12 protein-coding genes are annotated in these 17,916 nt (G+C 63.7%); 3 read left to right on the top strand and 9 right to left on the bottom strand.

Annotation, left to right across the window (positions count from 1 at the left end; translation table 11 throughout):
* Nucleotides 1–217: 217 nt before the first annotated feature.
* The 6 genes from NKH60_RS24980 to hisS form a co-directional block, all read right to left on the bottom strand.
* Nucleotides 218–4,768 carry an nSTAND1 domain-containing NTPase gene (locus NKH60_RS24980; RefSeq protein ID WP_352873678.1) on the bottom strand — a complete coding sequence of 1,517 codons (4,551 nt, stop codon included), beginning with the start codon at nt 4,766–4,768 and terminating at the stop codon, nt 218–220.
* A 400-nt stretch (nt 4,769–5,168) separates the two neighbouring features.
* Entirely contained in the window at nt 5,169–6,272 is a 1,104-nt protein-coding gene (locus NKH60_RS24975; RefSeq protein ID WP_352472676.1) for a calcium:cation antiporter, read from the bottom strand.
* Nucleotides 6,273–6,357: 85 nt separating this feature from the next.
* Nucleotides 6,358–8,124, bottom strand: a complete 1,767-nt coding sequence (locus tag NKH60_RS24970) for an AMP-binding protein (protein WP_352618464.1) — start codon at nt 8,122–8,124, stop codon at nt 6,358–6,360.
* Between the two features lie 408 nt (nt 8,125–8,532).
* Nucleotides 8,533–9,234, bottom strand: a complete 702-nt coding sequence (gene hisG / locus NKH60_RS24965) for an ATP phosphoribosyltransferase (protein WP_352618466.1) — start codon at nt 9,232–9,234, stop codon at nt 8,533–8,535.
* Nucleotides 9,231–10,349 carry an ATP phosphoribosyltransferase regulatory subunit gene (locus NKH60_RS24960; protein WP_352618468.1) on the bottom strand — a complete coding sequence of 373 codons (1,119 nt, stop codon included), beginning with the start codon at nt 10,347–10,349 and terminating at the stop codon, nt 9,231–9,233. Before NKH60_RS24960 ends, hisG begins: the two co-directional genes overlap by 4 nt.
* A 171-nt stretch (nt 10,350–10,520) precedes the next feature.
* Nucleotides 10,521–12,080 (bottom strand): histidine--tRNA ligase, encoded by a 1,560-nt coding sequence (gene hisS, locus NKH60_RS24955; protein WP_352472680.1) that lies wholly within the window; start codon nt 12,078–12,080, stop codon nt 10,521–10,523.
* A gap of 432 nt (nt 12,081–12,512) precedes the next feature.
* Between hisS and NKH60_RS24950 the strand changes: the two genes are divergently transcribed.
* Nucleotides 12,513–12,764, top strand: a complete 252-nt coding sequence (locus NKH60_RS24950; RefSeq protein WP_352472681.1) for a hypothetical protein — start codon at nt 12,513–12,515, stop codon at nt 12,762–12,764.
* Nucleotides 12,765–12,768: 4 nt separating this feature from the next.
* Here the strand turns inward: NKH60_RS24950 and NKH60_RS24945 are convergent, their stop codons facing one another.
* Nucleotides 12,769–13,404, bottom strand: coding sequence for a DNA-3-methyladenine glycosylase I (locus NKH60_RS24945; RefSeq protein WP_352472682.1), 636 nt, complete (start codon nt 13,402–13,404; stop codon nt 12,769–12,771).
* Nucleotides 13,405–13,626: 222 nt separating this feature from the next.
* Here NKH60_RS24945 and NKH60_RS24940 point away from each other — a divergent pair, with 222 nt between their 5' ends.
* Both NKH60_RS24940 and NKH60_RS24935 read left to right on the top strand, forming a co-directional pair.
* Nucleotides 13,627–14,361 carry a L,D-transpeptidase gene (locus NKH60_RS24940; RefSeq protein WP_352472683.1) on the top strand — a complete coding sequence of 245 codons (735 nt, stop codon included), beginning with the start codon at nt 13,627–13,629 and terminating at the stop codon, nt 14,359–14,361.
* A 261-nt stretch (nt 14,362–14,622) separates the two neighbouring features.
* Nucleotides 14,623–15,543, top strand: coding sequence for a bifunctional 5,10-methylenetetrahydrofolate dehydrogenase/5,10-methenyltetrahydrofolate cyclohydrolase (locus NKH60_RS24935; RefSeq protein ID WP_352618472.1), 921 nt, complete (start codon nt 14,623–14,625; stop codon nt 15,541–15,543).
* A gap of 9 nt (nt 15,544–15,552) precedes the next feature.
* Here NKH60_RS24935 and NKH60_RS24930 read toward each other — a convergent pair whose 3' ends face one another.
* Both NKH60_RS24930 and glcF read right to left on the bottom strand, forming a co-directional pair.
* Nucleotides 15,553–16,620, bottom strand: a complete 1,068-nt coding sequence (locus NKH60_RS24930; RefSeq protein ID WP_352618475.1) for a hypothetical protein — start codon at nt 16,618–16,620, stop codon at nt 15,553–15,555.
* Complete coding sequence (gene glcF, locus NKH60_RS24925) at nt 16,592–17,893, bottom strand: glycolate oxidase subunit GlcF (protein ID WP_352472686.1); 1,302 nt, start codon at nt 17,891–17,893, stop codon at nt 16,592–16,594. Before glcF ends, NKH60_RS24930 begins: the two co-directional genes overlap by 29 nt.
* Between the last annotated feature and the right edge of the window lie 23 nt (nt 17,894–17,916).

Here is a 17,916-nt window from a genome sequence, read left to right as displayed (position 1 = left end):
ATAGCTCACCGCCTGCGGCCCGCGGGTTCCTGCATCAGAGACTTTCGTACGCCTGACGGCACCCGAAACCCTTCAGCAATGTCGGTCATTCAGCCGGCCCCTGCCTTCCTTCAGAAGCGGACTTCCCTGGTGTCAACACGACGGGCGAGGTTGCGCCAGCTTCGGACCCTCTGGATTCGTTTCATCTCGCTGCCGACACGACTGCTGCAACGCCAGCTTAGCTAGGGCAGTCCTCGGCATCATCTGCCACGGGCAGGAAGAAGCGCCTACGCTCGCAAGAAGTGAGTTTTCGGTGCACGACGTCTTGAGCATAGGCGATGAGGTCCTCTGGCGACGTGAAGACGCGGATCAACTGCACGCTATCTCCGCCTGAGACAGCTGCGACCTGTGTGCCATCCGAATTGAATGCGGCCCGCGTGACCGCCGGGACGATCGTGCTGGTGTCATGCTGGCCAACAAGGAGCGCGAGTTGCTGACCCGTGTCGGCAGACCACAGCCTGACAGACCGCTCACGGTAGGACGACGTCACCGCATATTGTCCGTTGGGACTCAATGCGACGTTGTCGATGCTGGCACTGCCCTCCGTGAGGACAGACCTTTCCTTCCCGTCCTTGACGCTCCAGATGCGAACGGTTCCATCTCGTGAGGCAGTTGCCAGCGACCTGCCATCGTTGCTGAAGGCAACATTTGTCACCGGCCCGCCGTGTCCCTTCAACGTGGCGGCAGCTTCCCCTTCCGCGACTGACCAGATTTGCGTCGTTCCGTCGGAAGAACCAATGGCGACCAATCGGCTGTCGGGACTGAAAGCCGCTGCGCTGATGCGGTTCTCGTGTCCTGGAACACCTGTGATCTCAGTGCCGTCCATCTTCCAAAGCCGCGCTGTATTGTCGTTCAACGTCGCAAGGACCAGCTTGCCATCCGGGCTGAACAAGGCATCCTGCAAATCCGCTGTGGTTTGAAATACTGTCTTGGCAGCGCCGGTCGAGGCGTCCCAGAGCCGCACAGTTCCATCGACCGAAGCGGATGCCAGGAACGAGCCATCGGAACTGAATTGGACCTGGACGACCTTGGGATCATGACCTTCCAGCGCTGCCGCTTCGCGACCGCCTTTGGCCTCCCACAGCCGAACCACGCCGTCGTTGGACGTCGTGGCAAGACGATGCCCATCAGGGCTGAATACCGCAAGCTTAAGCAAGCCTTCCGTGCCGGGCGCGAGCGTCGCAACCAAATTGCCACTTGCAACATCCCAGACATGCCCCACGACACCGCTTCCCGTCACGACGCGCGCCCCGTCAGCACTGAATACTGCGAACCTGCGCGCGGTTTCGTGACGCAACGTGGTCGTTAGCACACCGTCGACGTCCCAGATGCGCGCGGTTCCGTCGTGCGACACCGTGAGAAGGCGACGGCCATCGGGGCTGAAGGCGACCTCCTCGATCAGCGCACTATGCCCGTGGAGGATCGAGACCTGCGAGCCGCTCTTGACGTCCCAGATACGGGAAACGCCGTTCACCGACGCGGTGGCGAAAAGTTCGCCGTCAGGGCTGAACGCGCCGTTGACGTCGAGATATTGATAGGAGATTCCGGCATTGAGCGCGCTTGCCCTGGTTTCTTGGCCGAATATGCGGATCAACTCACCTGTCCTTGTATTCCAAAGACGGGCGGATCCGTCGATGGCAACGACTGCCACAAGGCGGCCATCGTGACTGAAGGTCCCTTGATGGCCAGCACTCGGTGATCCGGGGAGAGCGGCAAGTCCCGACAGATCCGCCAGACTCCAAAGACGAGACGTGCCAGTCCAGGCGACGGTCAGGAGTTGGGTCCCGTTCGGACTAAACTCGATGCCAGTAACATTGTCTCCGCGAACCGGAATCGTGCCGATCGGAGTGCCGTCGTTCGCATTCCAAATTTGAACGTCTCCGTGGAACTGGACGGAAGCAAGCATTTGACCGTCGGGACTCACCGCAAGAACGGTAGATTGCCAACTGGCTCCCGGCAATCTGGCAATCTCGGTGCCGTCCCGAGCGTTCCAGATCGTCGGCGCGGCAAACTCCGAAGCAGTAAAGATCCGCGTTCCGTCGCGGCTGAAAATCGCGGCGTGGACGTCACCGGTCTGATTGAGGACGTAGAGCTGCTTGCCGGTCGCCGCATCCCAGACCCTTGCAGTGCCGTCGACCGAGCCAGTGAGGACTTGTCTTCCGTCCGGGCTGAACACTGCCAACTTTAGCACGCCTTTATGGCCCTTGAGGATGGCAAGCGCCTTTCCGTCGGCGGTGTTCCAAACTCGCGCGGTCTGATCGAAGGAAGATGTAACGACGCGGTCTCCTTCCGGACTGAAAGCGCCGTGGGTGACGGCATCTTCATGGCGAAGGACGGCGAGTTCCTGATACCCGGACAGAGCTCTGAACAGGGCGGCTTCGGCCTCGGTCACATAGGGCCGTTCGGTCGTTTCTCCCTTCTTGGGAAGGGCCTCCAGCGCCAGAAGGATGGCAAGCTCGCTGTCCCCGGCGGACGACAGTTGCAGCGAGATCGACGAGAGCGACCGTGACTGGTTGCGCAGCGCGAGGTCTCTCGCCGCTATTGCCTCCTGGGCATTCTCGTCGGCGCGCTCTGCCTGAAGGCTGGCCTCGTGTTGTCCCCAGAATCCGGCGATCGCGCCGGCGCCTGCCACGACCGCCAATGCAAAGGCGACAATAGCGGCGTAACGCGTGCGGCGCGCAAGCCGTGTCGCCGCTTCCGCCACCAGGCTGCGGCGTTCCGCTTCGCGCTCAAGGCGCTCCCGTTTGGTCGCCTCTTCGGCCTCTATGCGCGCACGATCGGCCTGTCGCTCCCTTTCCGCGACCGCCATCTGAGCCAACAATGATGCTTCTACATACTGAGCTACTTGATCGTCGACGTCCTCTCGCCGCGACACTAGCAATTCCTCGCCCTCGGCAAATCGTATGCCGGCGGGCAGAAGCAGGTCGGGATTCCTGTTGTCGGCATGCCAGCGGCCGGCATCGGTTCGCAGCCGGGCACGCGTCTCCAGAAAACTTCGATCAGCGTTGACGATGTCGCGCGCGCGGGGCCAACGGCTCAAAAGCGCCTCGTGGGCGACGCGGACGACTGCCTGCCCTTCAAGGTTCTCGTCGGAAACGAGAAGCCGAGCCGCGATCAACGCGTCGAGAAGTGCAGCTTGTGCGGGCGTTCGCGCCATGTTGTCGCGGACCGCCGGGGCCGCGGCGACTGAATTGTCGCCGAGACGAACCGTCGTCAGCGCGCGAAGGACGGTTGGCAGCGCATCCTGAACCGTGGGCGACAACGCCTCGACCACTTCGTCGGCCCGGCGCGCGATCGCGCCCTCGAGGCCTCCAAGCGCACGATAGGCTGCGAAGGTAAGCAGGCGTTCTGCTCGGCCGGCTTGGTAAAGTGCTTCGAGCACGAACTCGAGCAGTGGTAGGGAACCGGGGTCGGCCGCTGTCGCCTCCTGAAGCACGTCCTCCAGTCGGCCGCGGTCTTTCGTTTCCTCAAAGCGCAGGCCCGCCGCGCTTGCGGGTTCACGGATGATCTTCGAAATCTCGGCCCCGGTCGGAGGCAAGAGTTCGTAGCTGCTCAGGCCATCCTTCAATGCCGAGAAACCCGGGACCTCGCCGCACCGATGGAAGAAGTCGCCGCGAATCGTCGCGATCACCCATACAAGTCCGCTAGTGGCGAACGCTGAAAGCAATCGCACGAACAAAGCGCGCGAGGCTGGTTCCGTTTCGGTTGTGAAGAGTTCCTCCATCTGATCGACGGCTAGGACCAGACGCGCCTTACCCGGGCCGCCACTGGAGGGGGTCGAGGCGAGCGCCGAGCGGACAAAAGCCAGCGCCCGATCGGGATTGTTCCGAAACGTCGCCGCCAACTCGGTCGCCGTCCCGTTTTCGGCAAGTTCGGGCAAGGCTTCGGCGCGGAGCAACGCCGCTGACAGAGACGTGATCGCGTCAGGTCCCTCGGACGGACGCATGACGCAACGCCGCCAGAGCAAGATGCCCGGCACCGCGCCACGTTGCGTGACGGCCGGAATCAGCCCGGCGCGCACGAGCGAGGACTTGCCGGAGCCGCTCATCCCGTAGATGAGCAGGAAGCACTTGCCCGCGACCGCGAGCTGCTCCAGTCGCTCAGTGCAGATAGCGATCGCACGGCTCCGCCCGAAGAAGAGATCGGCGTGCTCGAAATCGAAACTGTCGAGGCCGCGAAACGGCGAGCTAGTTGGTTCCTCAGACGTGACGGGCACGCGAAAAGCCCGAACCGGCCGCGCAATGTTCTTTAGGCGCTGCTCACCCAGGTCAACGAAATCTGCTGCAAGACGGTCGCGAACTTGCATCTGGATAGCGTCAGAGACGCAGATGCCGCCCGGAAGCGCCAGCCCCTCAAGGCGGGCGGCGACATTCACACCGTCACCCATGAGATTGTCGCCATCAACCACCACGTCGCCGAGGTTGACTCCAATCCGGAATCGCATGCGCCCTGGCCCAGGCAAGTCGGCGTTGAGCCGATCGATCGCCAACTGGATGTCGATAGCGCACCGAACCGCACCTATCGCGCTGGCGAATTCTGCGATGACGCTGTCGCCTGCGCTTCCGAAGATGCGTCCATCGTAGCCGGCAATTAGCTTGTCGATCGCTTGTCGATGGACCTTCAGGGTAGCAAGGGTCGTCTCTTCATCTTTGCCGACAAGTCGGCTGAACCCCACCACGTCGGCAGCGAGGATGGCAGCTACTTTCCGCTGAACGCGATCGACGGGCATCCCCGCTCCTGCGGCACATCGTTTATCATCCTACCCTAACAGCTTTCGAACCCGAAAGGGCGCTTGATCGGCCGCATCGCCCCGCTTCGGTGGAAACGGACAGTCTGAGGAATGTCGCCTTGGGTCAGTTCACGACCTCCATCCAGCGGGTTGAATGTCTGCAATCTTCGTTGCGAAGCCAGAAGCTGCCAATCCGCTCGCGGCCCCTATCGAGACGTTCAAGGCCTTGGTGCTAAGCGTCCGCCCATGGCGCAAAGGAGAAAAATTGGCGCCCACCCCTCACGCCGTCTTTGCCGAACTTGTGCGGCTTGCCTACTTCGGAACTCGGTGCGGAAAAAGTGTGGCTGCTCGGCCGAGAACAGTCGTCAGAATCTGCCTGCCCCCTTGCTCGCCCCAACCCTCACGGCACAAATATCAAAAACACCCAGGTAAAAAATACCACGAGGTGCACCAAGCCGGTCAGGAACGTCGTCCTCTCCGTGCCGAAGCTCACATTGCAGATGAAAAGCGCCAGGACCAAAAGCACCGTGTCGGTCGCCGGCAGGCCCAGGGTCAGGCCTCTTCCGGTCAGCAGGCTGGCGGCGGCTATGCCGGGTATTGTCAAACCGATCGTCGCGCAGGCCGAGCCCATGGCGACGTTCAGGCCGCGCTGCAGCTCGTTGCTGAGCGCGGCACGAACCGCCGAAATGGCCTCCGGCATCAAGACCAGCGCGGCGATCATTGCGCCGACAATGGCATCGGCCTGCGGTACCTGGTAGGCGACGAGCGCGTCCTCGACGCTGGCGGCGACCTGTTCGGCGAGCATGACGATGCCGATCAGCCCGATCAGCAGGAGAACGGCGCCGGCGGCGACGCTTTCGTGAGCGTCGGCTCGCACCGCGGCGCCATGTGCTTGCCCGTCGATGAAATCGTCGCGGTGGCGGACAGTCTGCGCGAACAGAAAACCGGCATAAAGCAGCACCGAAAGCACGCTGACGAAGCCGAGTTGCGCCGCCGAGAACGTGCCGGGATCGGTGGTTCGCGTGTAGGTCGGCAGAATGAGCGTCATGACGCTCAGCGCGACCAGTACCGCCAGATAGGCGCTGGTTCCTTGGCGGACGATTGCCTGCTTGCGATGGCGCCAGCCGCCAAACGTCAGGCACATGCCGACGACGCCGGTGGACGTGATCATCACCGTCGAGAACACGGATTCGCGTGCAAGCGTCGGGTTGTTGGCGCCGTGCAGCATGATGGAAACGATGATCGACACTTCGATTGCCGTCACGGCGATGGTCAGCACCAACGTGCCGTACGGCTCGCCCACCCGCCGGGCCACCGCCTCGGCGTGGTCGAGCACCACGAAAATGGTGGTGAACATGATCGCGCTCGACAGCGCGCCGATAAATATCCTGGTGCCCAGCGACCCTTCGTCGACCGACACCCCGCTGGCCCTGACCGCGACAGCCATCGCCAGCGCGGCCAACGGCATGCCGTAGGAAACCGCCGATCTTGCGAAACCACTCATTCCAAGCCCCTTCCGCAAGCCCCTTTTGCAAGCCTCTTCTGGGCAAGCCTCGTCTGCGAACCCTGCGAAAGCCCGAAGCGCGCCCTCAAGCCGTCTTCTGCGTCACCAGTCCCAGTTCGTCGACCATCGCCTGGCGCATCAGGAATTTCTGCGGCTTGCCGGTCACCGTCATCGGCAATTCGGTGCGGAAGCGGATGTAGCGCGGTATCTTGAAATGGGCGATCTGGCCGGCGCAGAAGGCCTTGATCTCCTGCTCGGTGGTGATCTGGCCGGGCTTCAGCACGATCCAGGCGCACAGCTCCTCGCCGTATTTCGGGTCGGGAATGCCGAACACCTGCACCTCCTTGACCTTCGGGTTGCGATAGAGAAACTCCTCGACCTCGCGTGGATAGACGTTCTCGCCGCCGCGGATGACCATGTCCTTGACCCGGCCGACGATGTTGCAATAGCCCTCGGCATCGATGGTGGCGAGGTCGCCGGTGTGCATCCAGCCGTCGGCGTCGATGGCCTCGCGGGTCTTCTGCTCGTCGTCCCAATAGCCCTTCATCACGGAATAGCCGCGCGTGCACAGCTCGCCCGGCGCGCCGACCGCGACGGTGGCGCCTTCGGCGTCGATGGCCTTGACCTCGACATGCGGATGGACGCGGCCGACGGTCGAGACGCGCTTTTCCAGGGGATCGTCGACGCTGCTCTGGAACGACACCGGGCTGGTCTCGGTCATGCCGTAGGCGATGGTCACCTCAGCCATATGCATCAGCGACACCACCTTCTTCATCACCTCGATCGGGCATGGCGAGCCGGCCATGATGCCGGTGCGCAGGCTGGTGAGATCGAAGGAGGCGAACTCCGGATGGTCGAGCAGGCCGACGAACATGGTCGGCACGCCGTAGAGCGCGGTGCAGCGTTCCGTTGCCACCGCCCTCAGCGTGGCGCCGGCATCGAACCCCTCGCTGGGGAAAACCATGGTCGCGCCCTTGGTGACGCAGCCCATCGTGCCCATCGACATGCCGAAGCAATGATAGAGCGGCACCGGGATGCACAGCAGGTCGTCGACGGTGAGCCGGATTGCCGCGGTGACGAAATTGCCGTTGTTGACGATGTTGTTGTGGGTCAGCGTCGCGCCCTTGGGCGCGCCGGTCGTGCCGCTGGTGAACTGGATATTGATGGCGTCGTCCGGTTTCAGCCCCGCTGAAATCCGGTCGAGCCGGTCATGCTCGTCGCGGCCGGCCATCGCCAGCACGTCGGCGAAATTGAACATGCCCGGCGAATTGTCCTCGTCCATGCGGATGACGGTCTTCAGCGCCGGCAGTCTGTTGGCGTCGAGCTTGCCGGGGGTGGCCTTGGCGATCTCCGGCGCCAGCGTTTCGATCATGCCGAGATAGTCGGAACTCTTGAATGTGGCGGCGGTGACGAGCGCTCGGCAAGCGACCTTGTTCAAGGCATATTCCAGCTCGACCAGCCGGTAGGCCGGGTTGATGTTGACCAGGACCAGGCCGATGCGGGCGGTGGCGAATTGCGTCACCAGCCATTCCCAGCGGTTCGGCGACCAGATGCCGACGCGGTCGCCTTTCTCGAGGCCGAGCGCCAGGAAGCCGGCGGCGAGCGCATCGACCGTGTCGGACAGTTCGTCCCAGGTAAAGCGCTTATGCTGCTCGACGAAGACGGCGGCATCGAGCGTGCCATATTTGCCGACCGTATCGGCAAACAGCGCCGGGATGGTCAGGTTGAGCAGCGGCACGCTGCGCTCGCCCGAGACATGCGCCGTGCCGTCGACCGGCGCAATGAACGAACCGCCATCGCGCTTGGAGCGCAGGTTGGTTGCATTCTTCAACTCGTCGAGATTGATCGGCATCGCCGTGTCCTCCGCAGACAGGCCGAGCCTATCAGCCCGGCAGGGTGGTGGAAATCCCGTCCATGGTGGGGCTGGGTGGGAACTCGCCTGTAAGGGCCGAAAATAAAAAACCCGCCTCGGCGGGCGGGTCTTCGGGGCCAATTGGCACCATAGCGAGATTAGTAGCATAGCTGCCGGCACAAAGCAAGAACAAAATTGCTGTACGTCAAGAAAATCGCGTCAGGTTGGCACTGCGGCCAAGCTGCCAATCTCCCTCCTTGAGGGGGAGATGGCCGGCAGGCCAGAGGGGGTCGCCGCGCGCGGAGCTCCAGCCTGTTCTGTCGGTTAGGAGAGTCGCGTCAAGACGTACCGACCCCCTCTGTCGCCTTCGGCGACATCTCCCCCTCAAGGGGGGAGATCGGCTGGTCGTCAGCCTGCGTTCACCGATGCCATCCTGCCCGCAATATCGCGCAACACGGCCTCGTCCGTCGCCGAACGCATCTTCCTCGACGCCACGAGGCAGGCCTGCGAGCGCAGGATGACGCCGTCGGCCAGCACCTTGAGATGGTTGGCGCGCAGCGTCGCGCCTGACGTGGTGATGTCGACGACGATATCGGCCAATCCGGCCGCCGGCGCGCCTTCGGTGGCGCCAAGGCTTTCGACAATGCGGTAGACCTGGATGCCGTGCTTTTGCGAAAAGAACTGCTGGGTCAGGCGCCAGTATTTGGTGGCGATCCTGAGCCGGCGGCCGTGGCGCTGGCGGAAATCGGCGGCGACGTCGTCGAGGTCGGCCATGGTGTCGACATCGAGCCAGATGTCGGGCACGGCGACGACGACATCGGCATTGCCGAAACCGAGGCGGGCGATGATTTCGGCGCGCGTCTCGCAATCGGCGAGGTTTTCGCGCAAAAGGTCCTCGCCGGTGATGCCGAGATCGACCGACCCCTGGCCGATTTCGCCTGATATCTCCGAGGCAGACAGGAATGCTATCTCGACGCCGTCAAGGCCGTCGATGCGGGCGCGATATTTGCGCTCGTCGCCGGGCAGGCTGACGGCAAGCCCGGCCTTGGCCAGCACCTCCAGCGCCTGCTCCTTGAGCCGGCCTTTCGACGGGATCGCCAGCGTGATCATGGCGCCGTCTCCCGCAGCGCCTCGATGCGGTCGAGCCAGACGGAAAAACCGACGCCGGGGATCGGCGTTTTGGCGCCGAGCAGCGTCAGCAGCCGGTCGTAGCGGCCGCCACCGGCGAGCGGCCGGTCGCCATCCTGCGCCGCGATCTCGAAGACCAGGCCGGTGTAGTAATCGAGCGGCCGGCCGAAGGCGGCGTCGTAGCTGATTTCAGACATCGGCAGGCCGAGGCTTTCGATGGCCGCGGCGCGGGCTGCGAAATTCTCCAGCGCAGCCCCCAGTGAAAGCCCGGCATCGGCTGCAAAACGTTGGAGCGCTCCGGCGGCGCTGTCGAGCGGCACGTCGATTGCCAGGAAACTCTTTAGCGCCGCGAATGCCTCGTTCGACAGCCGCACGCTGCGCAGTTCGGCCTTCTCGATCAGGCGCCGCGCAATCTCGGACGGCGAACGCCCGGCCGTTGCCGACAGGCCAGCCTCTTCCATGCCGCCGGCGACATGCGCCGAAAGACCGTCGAGATCGCCATCAAGGACAAGCGCGGCGACCGCGCCGGCAAGCTGGCTGTTGCGCGGTGGATTGGCCAGATCGGCAAGGGCGGCCTCAAGCATCGGCGCCGAGCCGAAGGCGCGGGCCAGCCGCATGCGCCAGCCGCGCGGCAGGCCAAGTGCTGCCAGCACCGCCTCGAAGATGGTCTGGTCGCCGAGCGTCACCGCCAGTTCCCGGCCGGGCAGGACCAGCGACAGCAGCGCATGCGCATCGGCCAGCGAACGGGCGTCGGCGGCCGCCGTGTCGCGGTCGCCGAGATCCTCGATGCCGGCCTGGAAGAACTCGTTGCCGCCCTCGCGGCGCTGGCGAAACACCTCGCCGAGATAGGAATAGCGGCGCGGCGTGCCGGCCTGGCTGGCGATGTGGTCGAGGCAGACCGGAATGGTGAATTCCGGCCGCAGGCAAAGCGTCTGTCCGGTCTCGCTCTCGGTGAGAAAGATGCGGCGCCGCAAATCCTCGCCGGCCATGTCGAGGAACGGGTCGGCCGGCTGCAGCACCGCGACTTCGACCGCATGCGTATTTCGCGCGGCGAAGAGGCTGGTGATGTCGGATGCGATGGCGGGGCGCGAGGTCACGGCAGGCGCCCTTCCCTTCTCCCCCTGTGGGAGAAGGTGGATTGGCGCGAAGCGCCAAGACGGATGAGGGGTGCCGGAAGAAATGAGGCGTCGGCGTTCCCTGGAACACCCCTCATCCGACCGAGCTTCGCTCGGCCACCTTCTCCCACAAGGGGAGAAGGAAGCGGCGCCCTACTTGCCACGCGCCCGCTCCTCGGCCTGCGCCGCCAGTATCTTCTTCACCTCGGCGACCAGATCGCCTTCCGCCACGGTCACCTGCGCCGGTCGCGCGGCGCGCCATTCGGCGTTGTCGGCGATCTCGGCCGACATCTTCGCGCCTTCGATCAGGTCCTTGATCTGCACCTCGCCCTTGGCGCGCTCGTCGCCGCCCTGGATGACGGCGACCGGGCTACCGCGGCGGTCGGCATATTTCAGCTGCGCCTTCATGCCGGCGCCGCCGAGATACATTTCCGAGCGGATGCCGGCGGCGCGCAGCTCGGCCACCATCTTCTGGTAGCGGCCGAGGCTTTCCGTATCCTTGTCCATGGTCAGCACGACGACCGGCGCGATGACATCGGAAGTGTCGAGCTTGCCGAGGTTCTTCAGCGCCGTCATAAGGCGCGAGACGCCGATGGAAAAACCGGTCGCCGGCACCGGCTCGCTACGGAAGCGCGAGACGAGGCCGTCATAACGTCCGCCGCCGCCAACCGAGCCGAAGCGCACGATCTGGCCGTCCTCGTTGGGGATCTCGGCCAGCAGCTCGGCCTCGTAGACCGGGCCGGTGTAATATTCGAGGCCACGGACGACGGATGGGTCGATGCGAATGCGATCCTCACCGTAGCCGCTTTGTGCGACCATGGTTCTTATCTGCTCCAGCTCTGCAAGACCCTCGACAAACGAGGCATTCGTTATGCCGAGATGTTCGAGTTTCCTTTCCTCGACAAGATTGCTGAGCCCCGGGGTGATAGATCCCAGTGTCTGGACAATTTGTTCGGGATCATGCTGCGCCATGACCGTGAAATAGCTGATCACAACATCGATTTGCGCGTTACCCAGCCCGGCGCCCTTGGTAAAATCACCGCTCTCGTCCTTGCGCCCGGCGCCCAAAAGCAGGCGCACGCCCTCGACGCCCAGCTTGTCCAGCTTGTCGATCGCCCGCAGCACCTGCAGCCGGCGGCCAGCGTTCTCGTCGCCGCCGAGGCCGATCGCCTCGAGCACGCCGTCGAGCACCTTGCGATTGTTGACGCGGACGACGTAGTCGCCGCGCTTGATGCCGAGCGCCTCCATCACGTCGGCCATCATCATCGCCATCTCGGCATCGGCCGCGACACCCGGCGTGCCTACCGTGTCGGCGTCGAACTGCATGAACTGGCGGAAGCGGCCGGGACCGGGCTTCTCGTTGCGGAACACCCAGCCGGAGCGATAGCTGCGATAGGGTTTCGGCAGGCGCTCGAAATTCTCGGCGACAAAGCGCGCCATCGGCGCGGTCAGGTCGTAGCGCAGCGACAGCCATTGATCGTCGTCGTCCTGGAACGAGAACACGCCCTCGTTCGGCCGGTCCTGGTCGGGCAGGAACTTGCCGAGCGCATCGGTGTATTCGATCAGCGGCTGGTCGACCGGCTCGAAACCGTAGAGCTCAAAGACCGAGCGGATCGTCGCCATCATCTTCTCGACGGTGCGCAGATCGTCGGCGCCGCGGTCGACAAAGCCGCGCGGCAGCCGCGCTTTCATCTTTTCGGATTTGTCGGCCATGGGATGGGTACTTTGCTATGTAAACGGTGACTTATTTCGGGTCGGCGTGTCCTACCGATGCAGCCCGGAGAAGGCAAGGGTTTGCGGCTTTTCCGCGATGTCGCGGGACCAGTTGGTTCGCAAATGTCGCGCCGCCCCTCATCCGCCTGCCGGCACCTTCTCCCCGTATAGTGACGGGGAGAAGGGGAGTTGTCGCAGCCTCGGCGCTACTTGTGCAACGCTGTGATTGGCGAAACCACCGGCGGAGGCGTCCTTTCTCCCCGTCACTATACGGGGAGAAATGCCCGGCAGGGCAATGAGGGGCAGCGCAAAGCCATCAGGCAGGGCGATCGAAACAAACCGCGTCACAAATGAAACAATTGTGCCATGCGCGCGGCATCGTGCCGACACAATCCGGGCCGATAAGCGCGCCGAAACAAGGGGTTCGGGGCCATGGCCACGCTACAGAAGTTCGACATCATCGATAGCCGGGCACGCGACGCCTCGGTCCGGCTGCGGCCGGCCGATGGTTATGCCCCGAATACGAAGCAAATCGCCGGACCGTTCGAGGTCGCGGCGCAACAGCGCAGTGGACCGACCATGCGCGACGTGCTGATGACCGGACTGCTGGTGATCTATCCGGTGTTCGCCGCGCTGGCGGCCATCCTTGCCGGGTTTTTCCTGGCCGGCGCCGGCGGCGCCTGAGCCGCTATTTCGGCCGCTTGAACGCTTTCCGTTCCGCCTCGACCGGCTCGCGGCAGACGCAGCCCTCGAGATGGTCGTTGACCAGCCCCATCGCCTGCATGAAGGCGTAGACGGTGGTCGGGCCGACAAAGCTCCAGCCGCGCTTCTTCAGCTCTTTCGAAATGCGGACCGAGACGGCCGTCGTCGGATTGGCGCGCAAATGCGCGAGGTCGACGATCTCGGGCCGCTCGTGCGGGCCGGGCTCGAACTTCCAGAACCAGGCGGCCAGCGAGCCGGCCTCGTCGATGAGTTCGCGGGCGCGCTTGGCGTTGTTGATGGTCGAGACGATCTTGCCGCGATGGCGGATGATGCCGGCATTGCCGAGCAGGCGATCGACATCGGCGTCGGTGAAGGCGGCGATCTTGTCGACATCGAAGCCGGCAAACGCCTCGCGGAAATTGTCGCGCTTGCGCAATATGGTCAGCCAGGACAGGCCCGACTGAAAACCTTCGAGGCAGATCTTCTCGAACAGGCGGCGGTCGTCGGCGACCGGCCGGCCCCATTCGTGGTCGTGGTAGTGCAGATAATCCGGCAGGTTGCCGTGCCAGAAGCAGCGGGCGATGCCGTCGGGACCGGCAAGCAGACCTGTCTTTTCATCCATGGCGGAATTCCGTTCGTGTCTTGGCGTTAACGCGTTTTGACGCGGCCTTTACCGCGGCTTTACCAGATTCCTGAACCGGGCGGTAACCACACCAAAAGCTTTACTGACAGATCGGCATTTTACACATTCCGATTCATGTTTCGGTTGCCGCTTCGCGCCCAATGTCGGCGAAATCGGGGAGGCTTTGCACCCCGGCATGTTCGACGATCAAGGTGCGTTGCGATGAAGACATTCTTGTTCCCACTGTTCGGCGCCGCGGCCGTACTTGCTGCCGGCGCCGCCAATGCCAACGACCGCTATGCGGAGAGGCCGCCGGTGGTGGTCAGCCCGGATCTTTCGGCACCCTGGGTGCTGCAGCTCGGCCATGCCCCGGGCATCGTGCGGCAGAGCCGGCAAGAGGCGCAGCCGCAACGGCGCTACCGGCGGCTGGCCGAACCCGATCAGCTGCGCACCGCAGCGGTGCAGGCGCCGGCCAAGCGCATGGTGATGCGGCCGCAGATCGACCCGATCTATCTGCCGCAGGAAGTCGCCTATGACGGCCCGCAGAAGCCGGGCACGATCGTCATCGATACGCGAGAGAATTTCCTCTATCTGGTCGGGAAGAACGGTAAGGCGCGGCGTTATGGCGTCGGCACCGGCAAGCCGGGCTTCGAATGGTCCGGCACCCACAAGATCACCAACAAGCGCGTCTGGCCGGATTGGCGGCCGCCGGCGGTGATGATCGCCCGCGAAGCCGCCAAGGGCCGTTATCTGCCGACCTATCTCGCCGGCGGCATGGAAAACCCGCTCGGCGCACGCGCGCTCTATCTCGGCTCGACTGAGTACCGTATCCACGGCACCAATCAGCCCTGGACGATCGGCGGCGCGGTGTCGTCGGGCTGCATCCGCATGCGCAACGAGGACGTGGTCGACCTTTACGAGCGGGTCAATGTTGGCACGACGGTTGTAGTCATGTAATCTGCGGTTGACCTCATCGATGATTCTGCTCAGAAGCCTCGGGAGCATTGAATAACGGGGGACGGGCCGTGTGGGGATGCGGCCAGTCACGAAAGGGCAGCGCGGCAAGCCGTGCTGCCCTTTTTGTTTCCGCCAGCAGGAATTGACGGGAAGATTTTGCCGGCACGTCGCGCGACCGGCATGGCGGTTCGCTTTTCGCGCTGCCTTTTCGCGGTTGCTTTGCTATGTGGCGGCTAAAATCCAGATAAAGGCCCCATCCCGATGTCCCTTTCCGACGACAGCCGCTATCTCAGAGGCGGCCCGGTTGCTCAACGCATCATCGCCGGCGTGCGCGAGGACGCGGCGATCGCCACCGCCGAAGGCTTTCCGCCCAAGCTGGTGTCGGTCACCGTCGGCGATACCGCCGCGGTCGATGTCTATGTCCGCAACCAGCGCGCCAAGGCCGGGTTGGCCGGCATCGGCTTCGAGGAAAGGCGCTTTCGCGCCGACATCACCGCCGGCGAGCTGGAAGCGGCAATCCACGGGCTTAACGCCGACCCGCGCGTCACCGGCATCATCATCCAGCGGCCGGTGCCGGTGCACATTCCGATCAAGACGCTGCAGGCGGCGGTGCATCCGCTCAAGGATGTCGAGGGCATGCATCCGGCCTCGATCGGCAACATCGTCTACAACCAGCTCGACCTGGCGCCCTGCACCGCCGCCGCTTCGGTCGAACTGCTCAGGGAAACCGGCCTCGACCTCAAGGGGCTCGAGGTGGTGGTCGTCGGCCATTCCGAGATCGTCGGCAAGCCGATCGCGTTCCTCTTGATGAGCGAAGGCGCGACGGTGACCGTCTGTCACCACATGACGCGTTCGGTGGCGGCACACGCACGCCGCGCCGACGCACTGTTCGTCGCGGTCGGCAAACCGCGGCTGATCAAGGCCGACATGGTCAAGCCGGGCGCCGCCGTCATCGATATCGGCATCAATTCGGAAATCGGGCCGGACGGCGAGAGCCGCATCGTCGGCGACGTCGATGCCGAGAGCGTCAGGCATGTCGCGTCGTGGATCACGCCGGTGCCGGGCGGCGTCGGCCCGATCACGGTGGCGATCCTGCTGCGCAACACGATGGTGGCCCTCAGCCGGCAGCGTGCCCGCTATCAGGCAACCTACGGCACGGCAGACCGGCTGGCGGCGGAGTAGGCGCCTTCGTCACGTGTATTGCGGCACATGGCAGGTGATCCGGGACTCGTCATCCCAGAAGACGTAGAGCACGCCGCCGCTACCCCAGAAGAAACCGGCGAGTGAATCGAACTGAAGAAGAAATTTCATTTCCCGGTCCGTTCCGGGAACGACTGGAAACTGCGGTCCCTGAATCCATGACGGCAGCCCACCAAGCCGAAACAGGTTTTGCCTTGAATTGCTTATCCCGTACGACTGCCTGAGCCACCGTTCAGGGGTCGGTGCCAACCGAACAGTTCTTTTCTCGGCGGCCTTTGCAAGCCTCTCAATGTAGGGCGAATGCAGAGGCGCGATCGGCGTCGGCACACCGGCAGCGTCGTGGGAATAATAGGTCGGTTCGAGAGAATTCGCACAGGTCTCGATACGGAGTCTGGGAAGAGGCATCGTCAGCTCATTCCCAAGATCGTCCAGCGTAATCAGATGTATCAGTCGCTCTCGACAGGTCGGGCACACTGCCGATCCTTCGCCGCCGACCGTAAGTGGCCTGCCAGTCGCCGGCAGATGCCAGGTAGGATGATTGCGATGCGTCGGAAAAGACATGTCGCTCGGAGCGCCTTCCTCAAAGCTGAAATGATGACATGCCGGGGACGAACGAGGATCATCATGCGTCAGCCAGTCTGCGAAATCGGGAATGTCGCCCAAGGTACTGTCTGGAAACAATTCCGGCGCCTGCAAGGCGACGTGAGCCAGCAGATCCTCCACGTCTATTCCGCGTTTCACTTCCTCTTGCAGGAAAAATGCCAGACGAGCCAAATGCGCGTCGTCGAGAAACGAAACGGCGTCGATAATCAGATTGTCTTGCTGGACGTCGGCTTGTACCGCTGCCCTTATGAGCGCAAACAGGAATTCGGACCCATCCTTGAGATGACGAGCGATGATTGTCTGGCATTCGCCATAGCTGGCCTGGAACGTCGCCGGCGATCTGTCCGACAGCAGCCGAACGACGGTTCCAATCTCTTCGGACTTTGGGTTGGGCATCTCGGCAGTCTCATCGGCGGGTGCGCAGCAATCAAACCAATTTTGGCGGCTCGCCGCCATAGGCCCAGTCCAGCAGCTTTATCGTATGCACCACCGGCAGCTTGGCGGCGGAAGCGATCTGGGTGATGCAGCCGATATTGCCGGTGGCGACGATTTCAGCACCGGTCGCCTCGATATTCCTGAGCTTGCGGTCGCGCAACGTCGCCGAAATCTCGGGCTGCAGGATGTTGTAGGTGCCGGCCGAACCGCAGCAAAGATGCCCTTCGCGCGGCTCGCGCACGACGAAGCCGGCACGGACCAGAAGCTCCTTCGGCTGGCGGGTGATCTTCTGGCCGTGCTGCATCGAGCAGGCTGAGTGATAGGCGACGATGGTGCCCGGCTTGCGGACCGGCTCGGGCAGGTCGAGGCTTGCCAGATATTCGGTGATGTCCCTGGCCAGCGCCGAGACCCGCGCAGCCTTGTCGGCATAGGCCGGATCGAGGCGCAGCATGAAGCCGTAATCCTTGATGGTGGTGCCGCACCCGGATGCGGTGATGACGATGGCGTCGAGTCCGCCCTGCTCGATGGCGCGCGTCCAGGCGTCGACGTTCCGTCGGGCCGACGCCAAGGCAGCGTCCTCGCGCCCCATATGATGCACCAGCGCGCCGCAGCAGCCCTCGCCCGCGGCCACCACGACCTCAACGCCAAGCCGGGTCAGCAGCGAAATCGTCGTGTCGTTGATGCCGGGATCGAGCACGGATTGCGCGCAGCCGGTGAGGATGGCGACACGGCCATTTTTCTTCGCGCCCTGCCCGGCATGGACGCCCGGCGAGGCCATCGGCGAGACTGCCGGGACCGACGCCGGGGCCAGCTTCAACATCGCGCCCAAAGGCTTCAATGCCTGGATTTTCTCAAACAGGCCGGCGAATGGCTGGCCGAGCTTCGCCAGCTTGAGCGCCGCGCGGAAACGCGAGGGGTAGGGCAGCACGAAGGCCAGCATGGCGCGTGTCAGGCGATCGGCCAGCGGACGCTTGTAGGTTTGCTCGATATGGACGCGGGCGTGGTCGACCAGATGCATGTAGTTGACGCCCGACGGGCAGGTGGTCATGCAGGCGAGGCAGGACAGGCAGCGGTCGATATGGGTGACGATCTGCTTGTCGGCCGGCCGTCCGTTTTCCAGCATGTCCTTGATCAGATAAATCCGGCCGCGCGGCGAATCCAGTTCGTTGCCGAGCGTCACATAGGTCGGGCAGGTGGCGGTGCAGAAGCCGCAATGCACACATTTGCGCAGGATCTTCTCCGATTCCGCGACATGCGGATCGGCGAGCTGGGCAGCTGAGAAATTGGTCTGCACGTAAACGAATCCCTACCGTTTGA

It is taken from the genome of Mesorhizobium sp. M1006 (assembly GCF_040318825.1).
GTDB lineage: Bacteria > Pseudomonadota > Alphaproteobacteria > Rhizobiales > Rhizobiaceae > Mesorhizobium.
The sequence above is the reverse complement of the archived record's forward strand: the minus strand, read 5'-3'. Positions and strand labels throughout refer to the sequence as shown.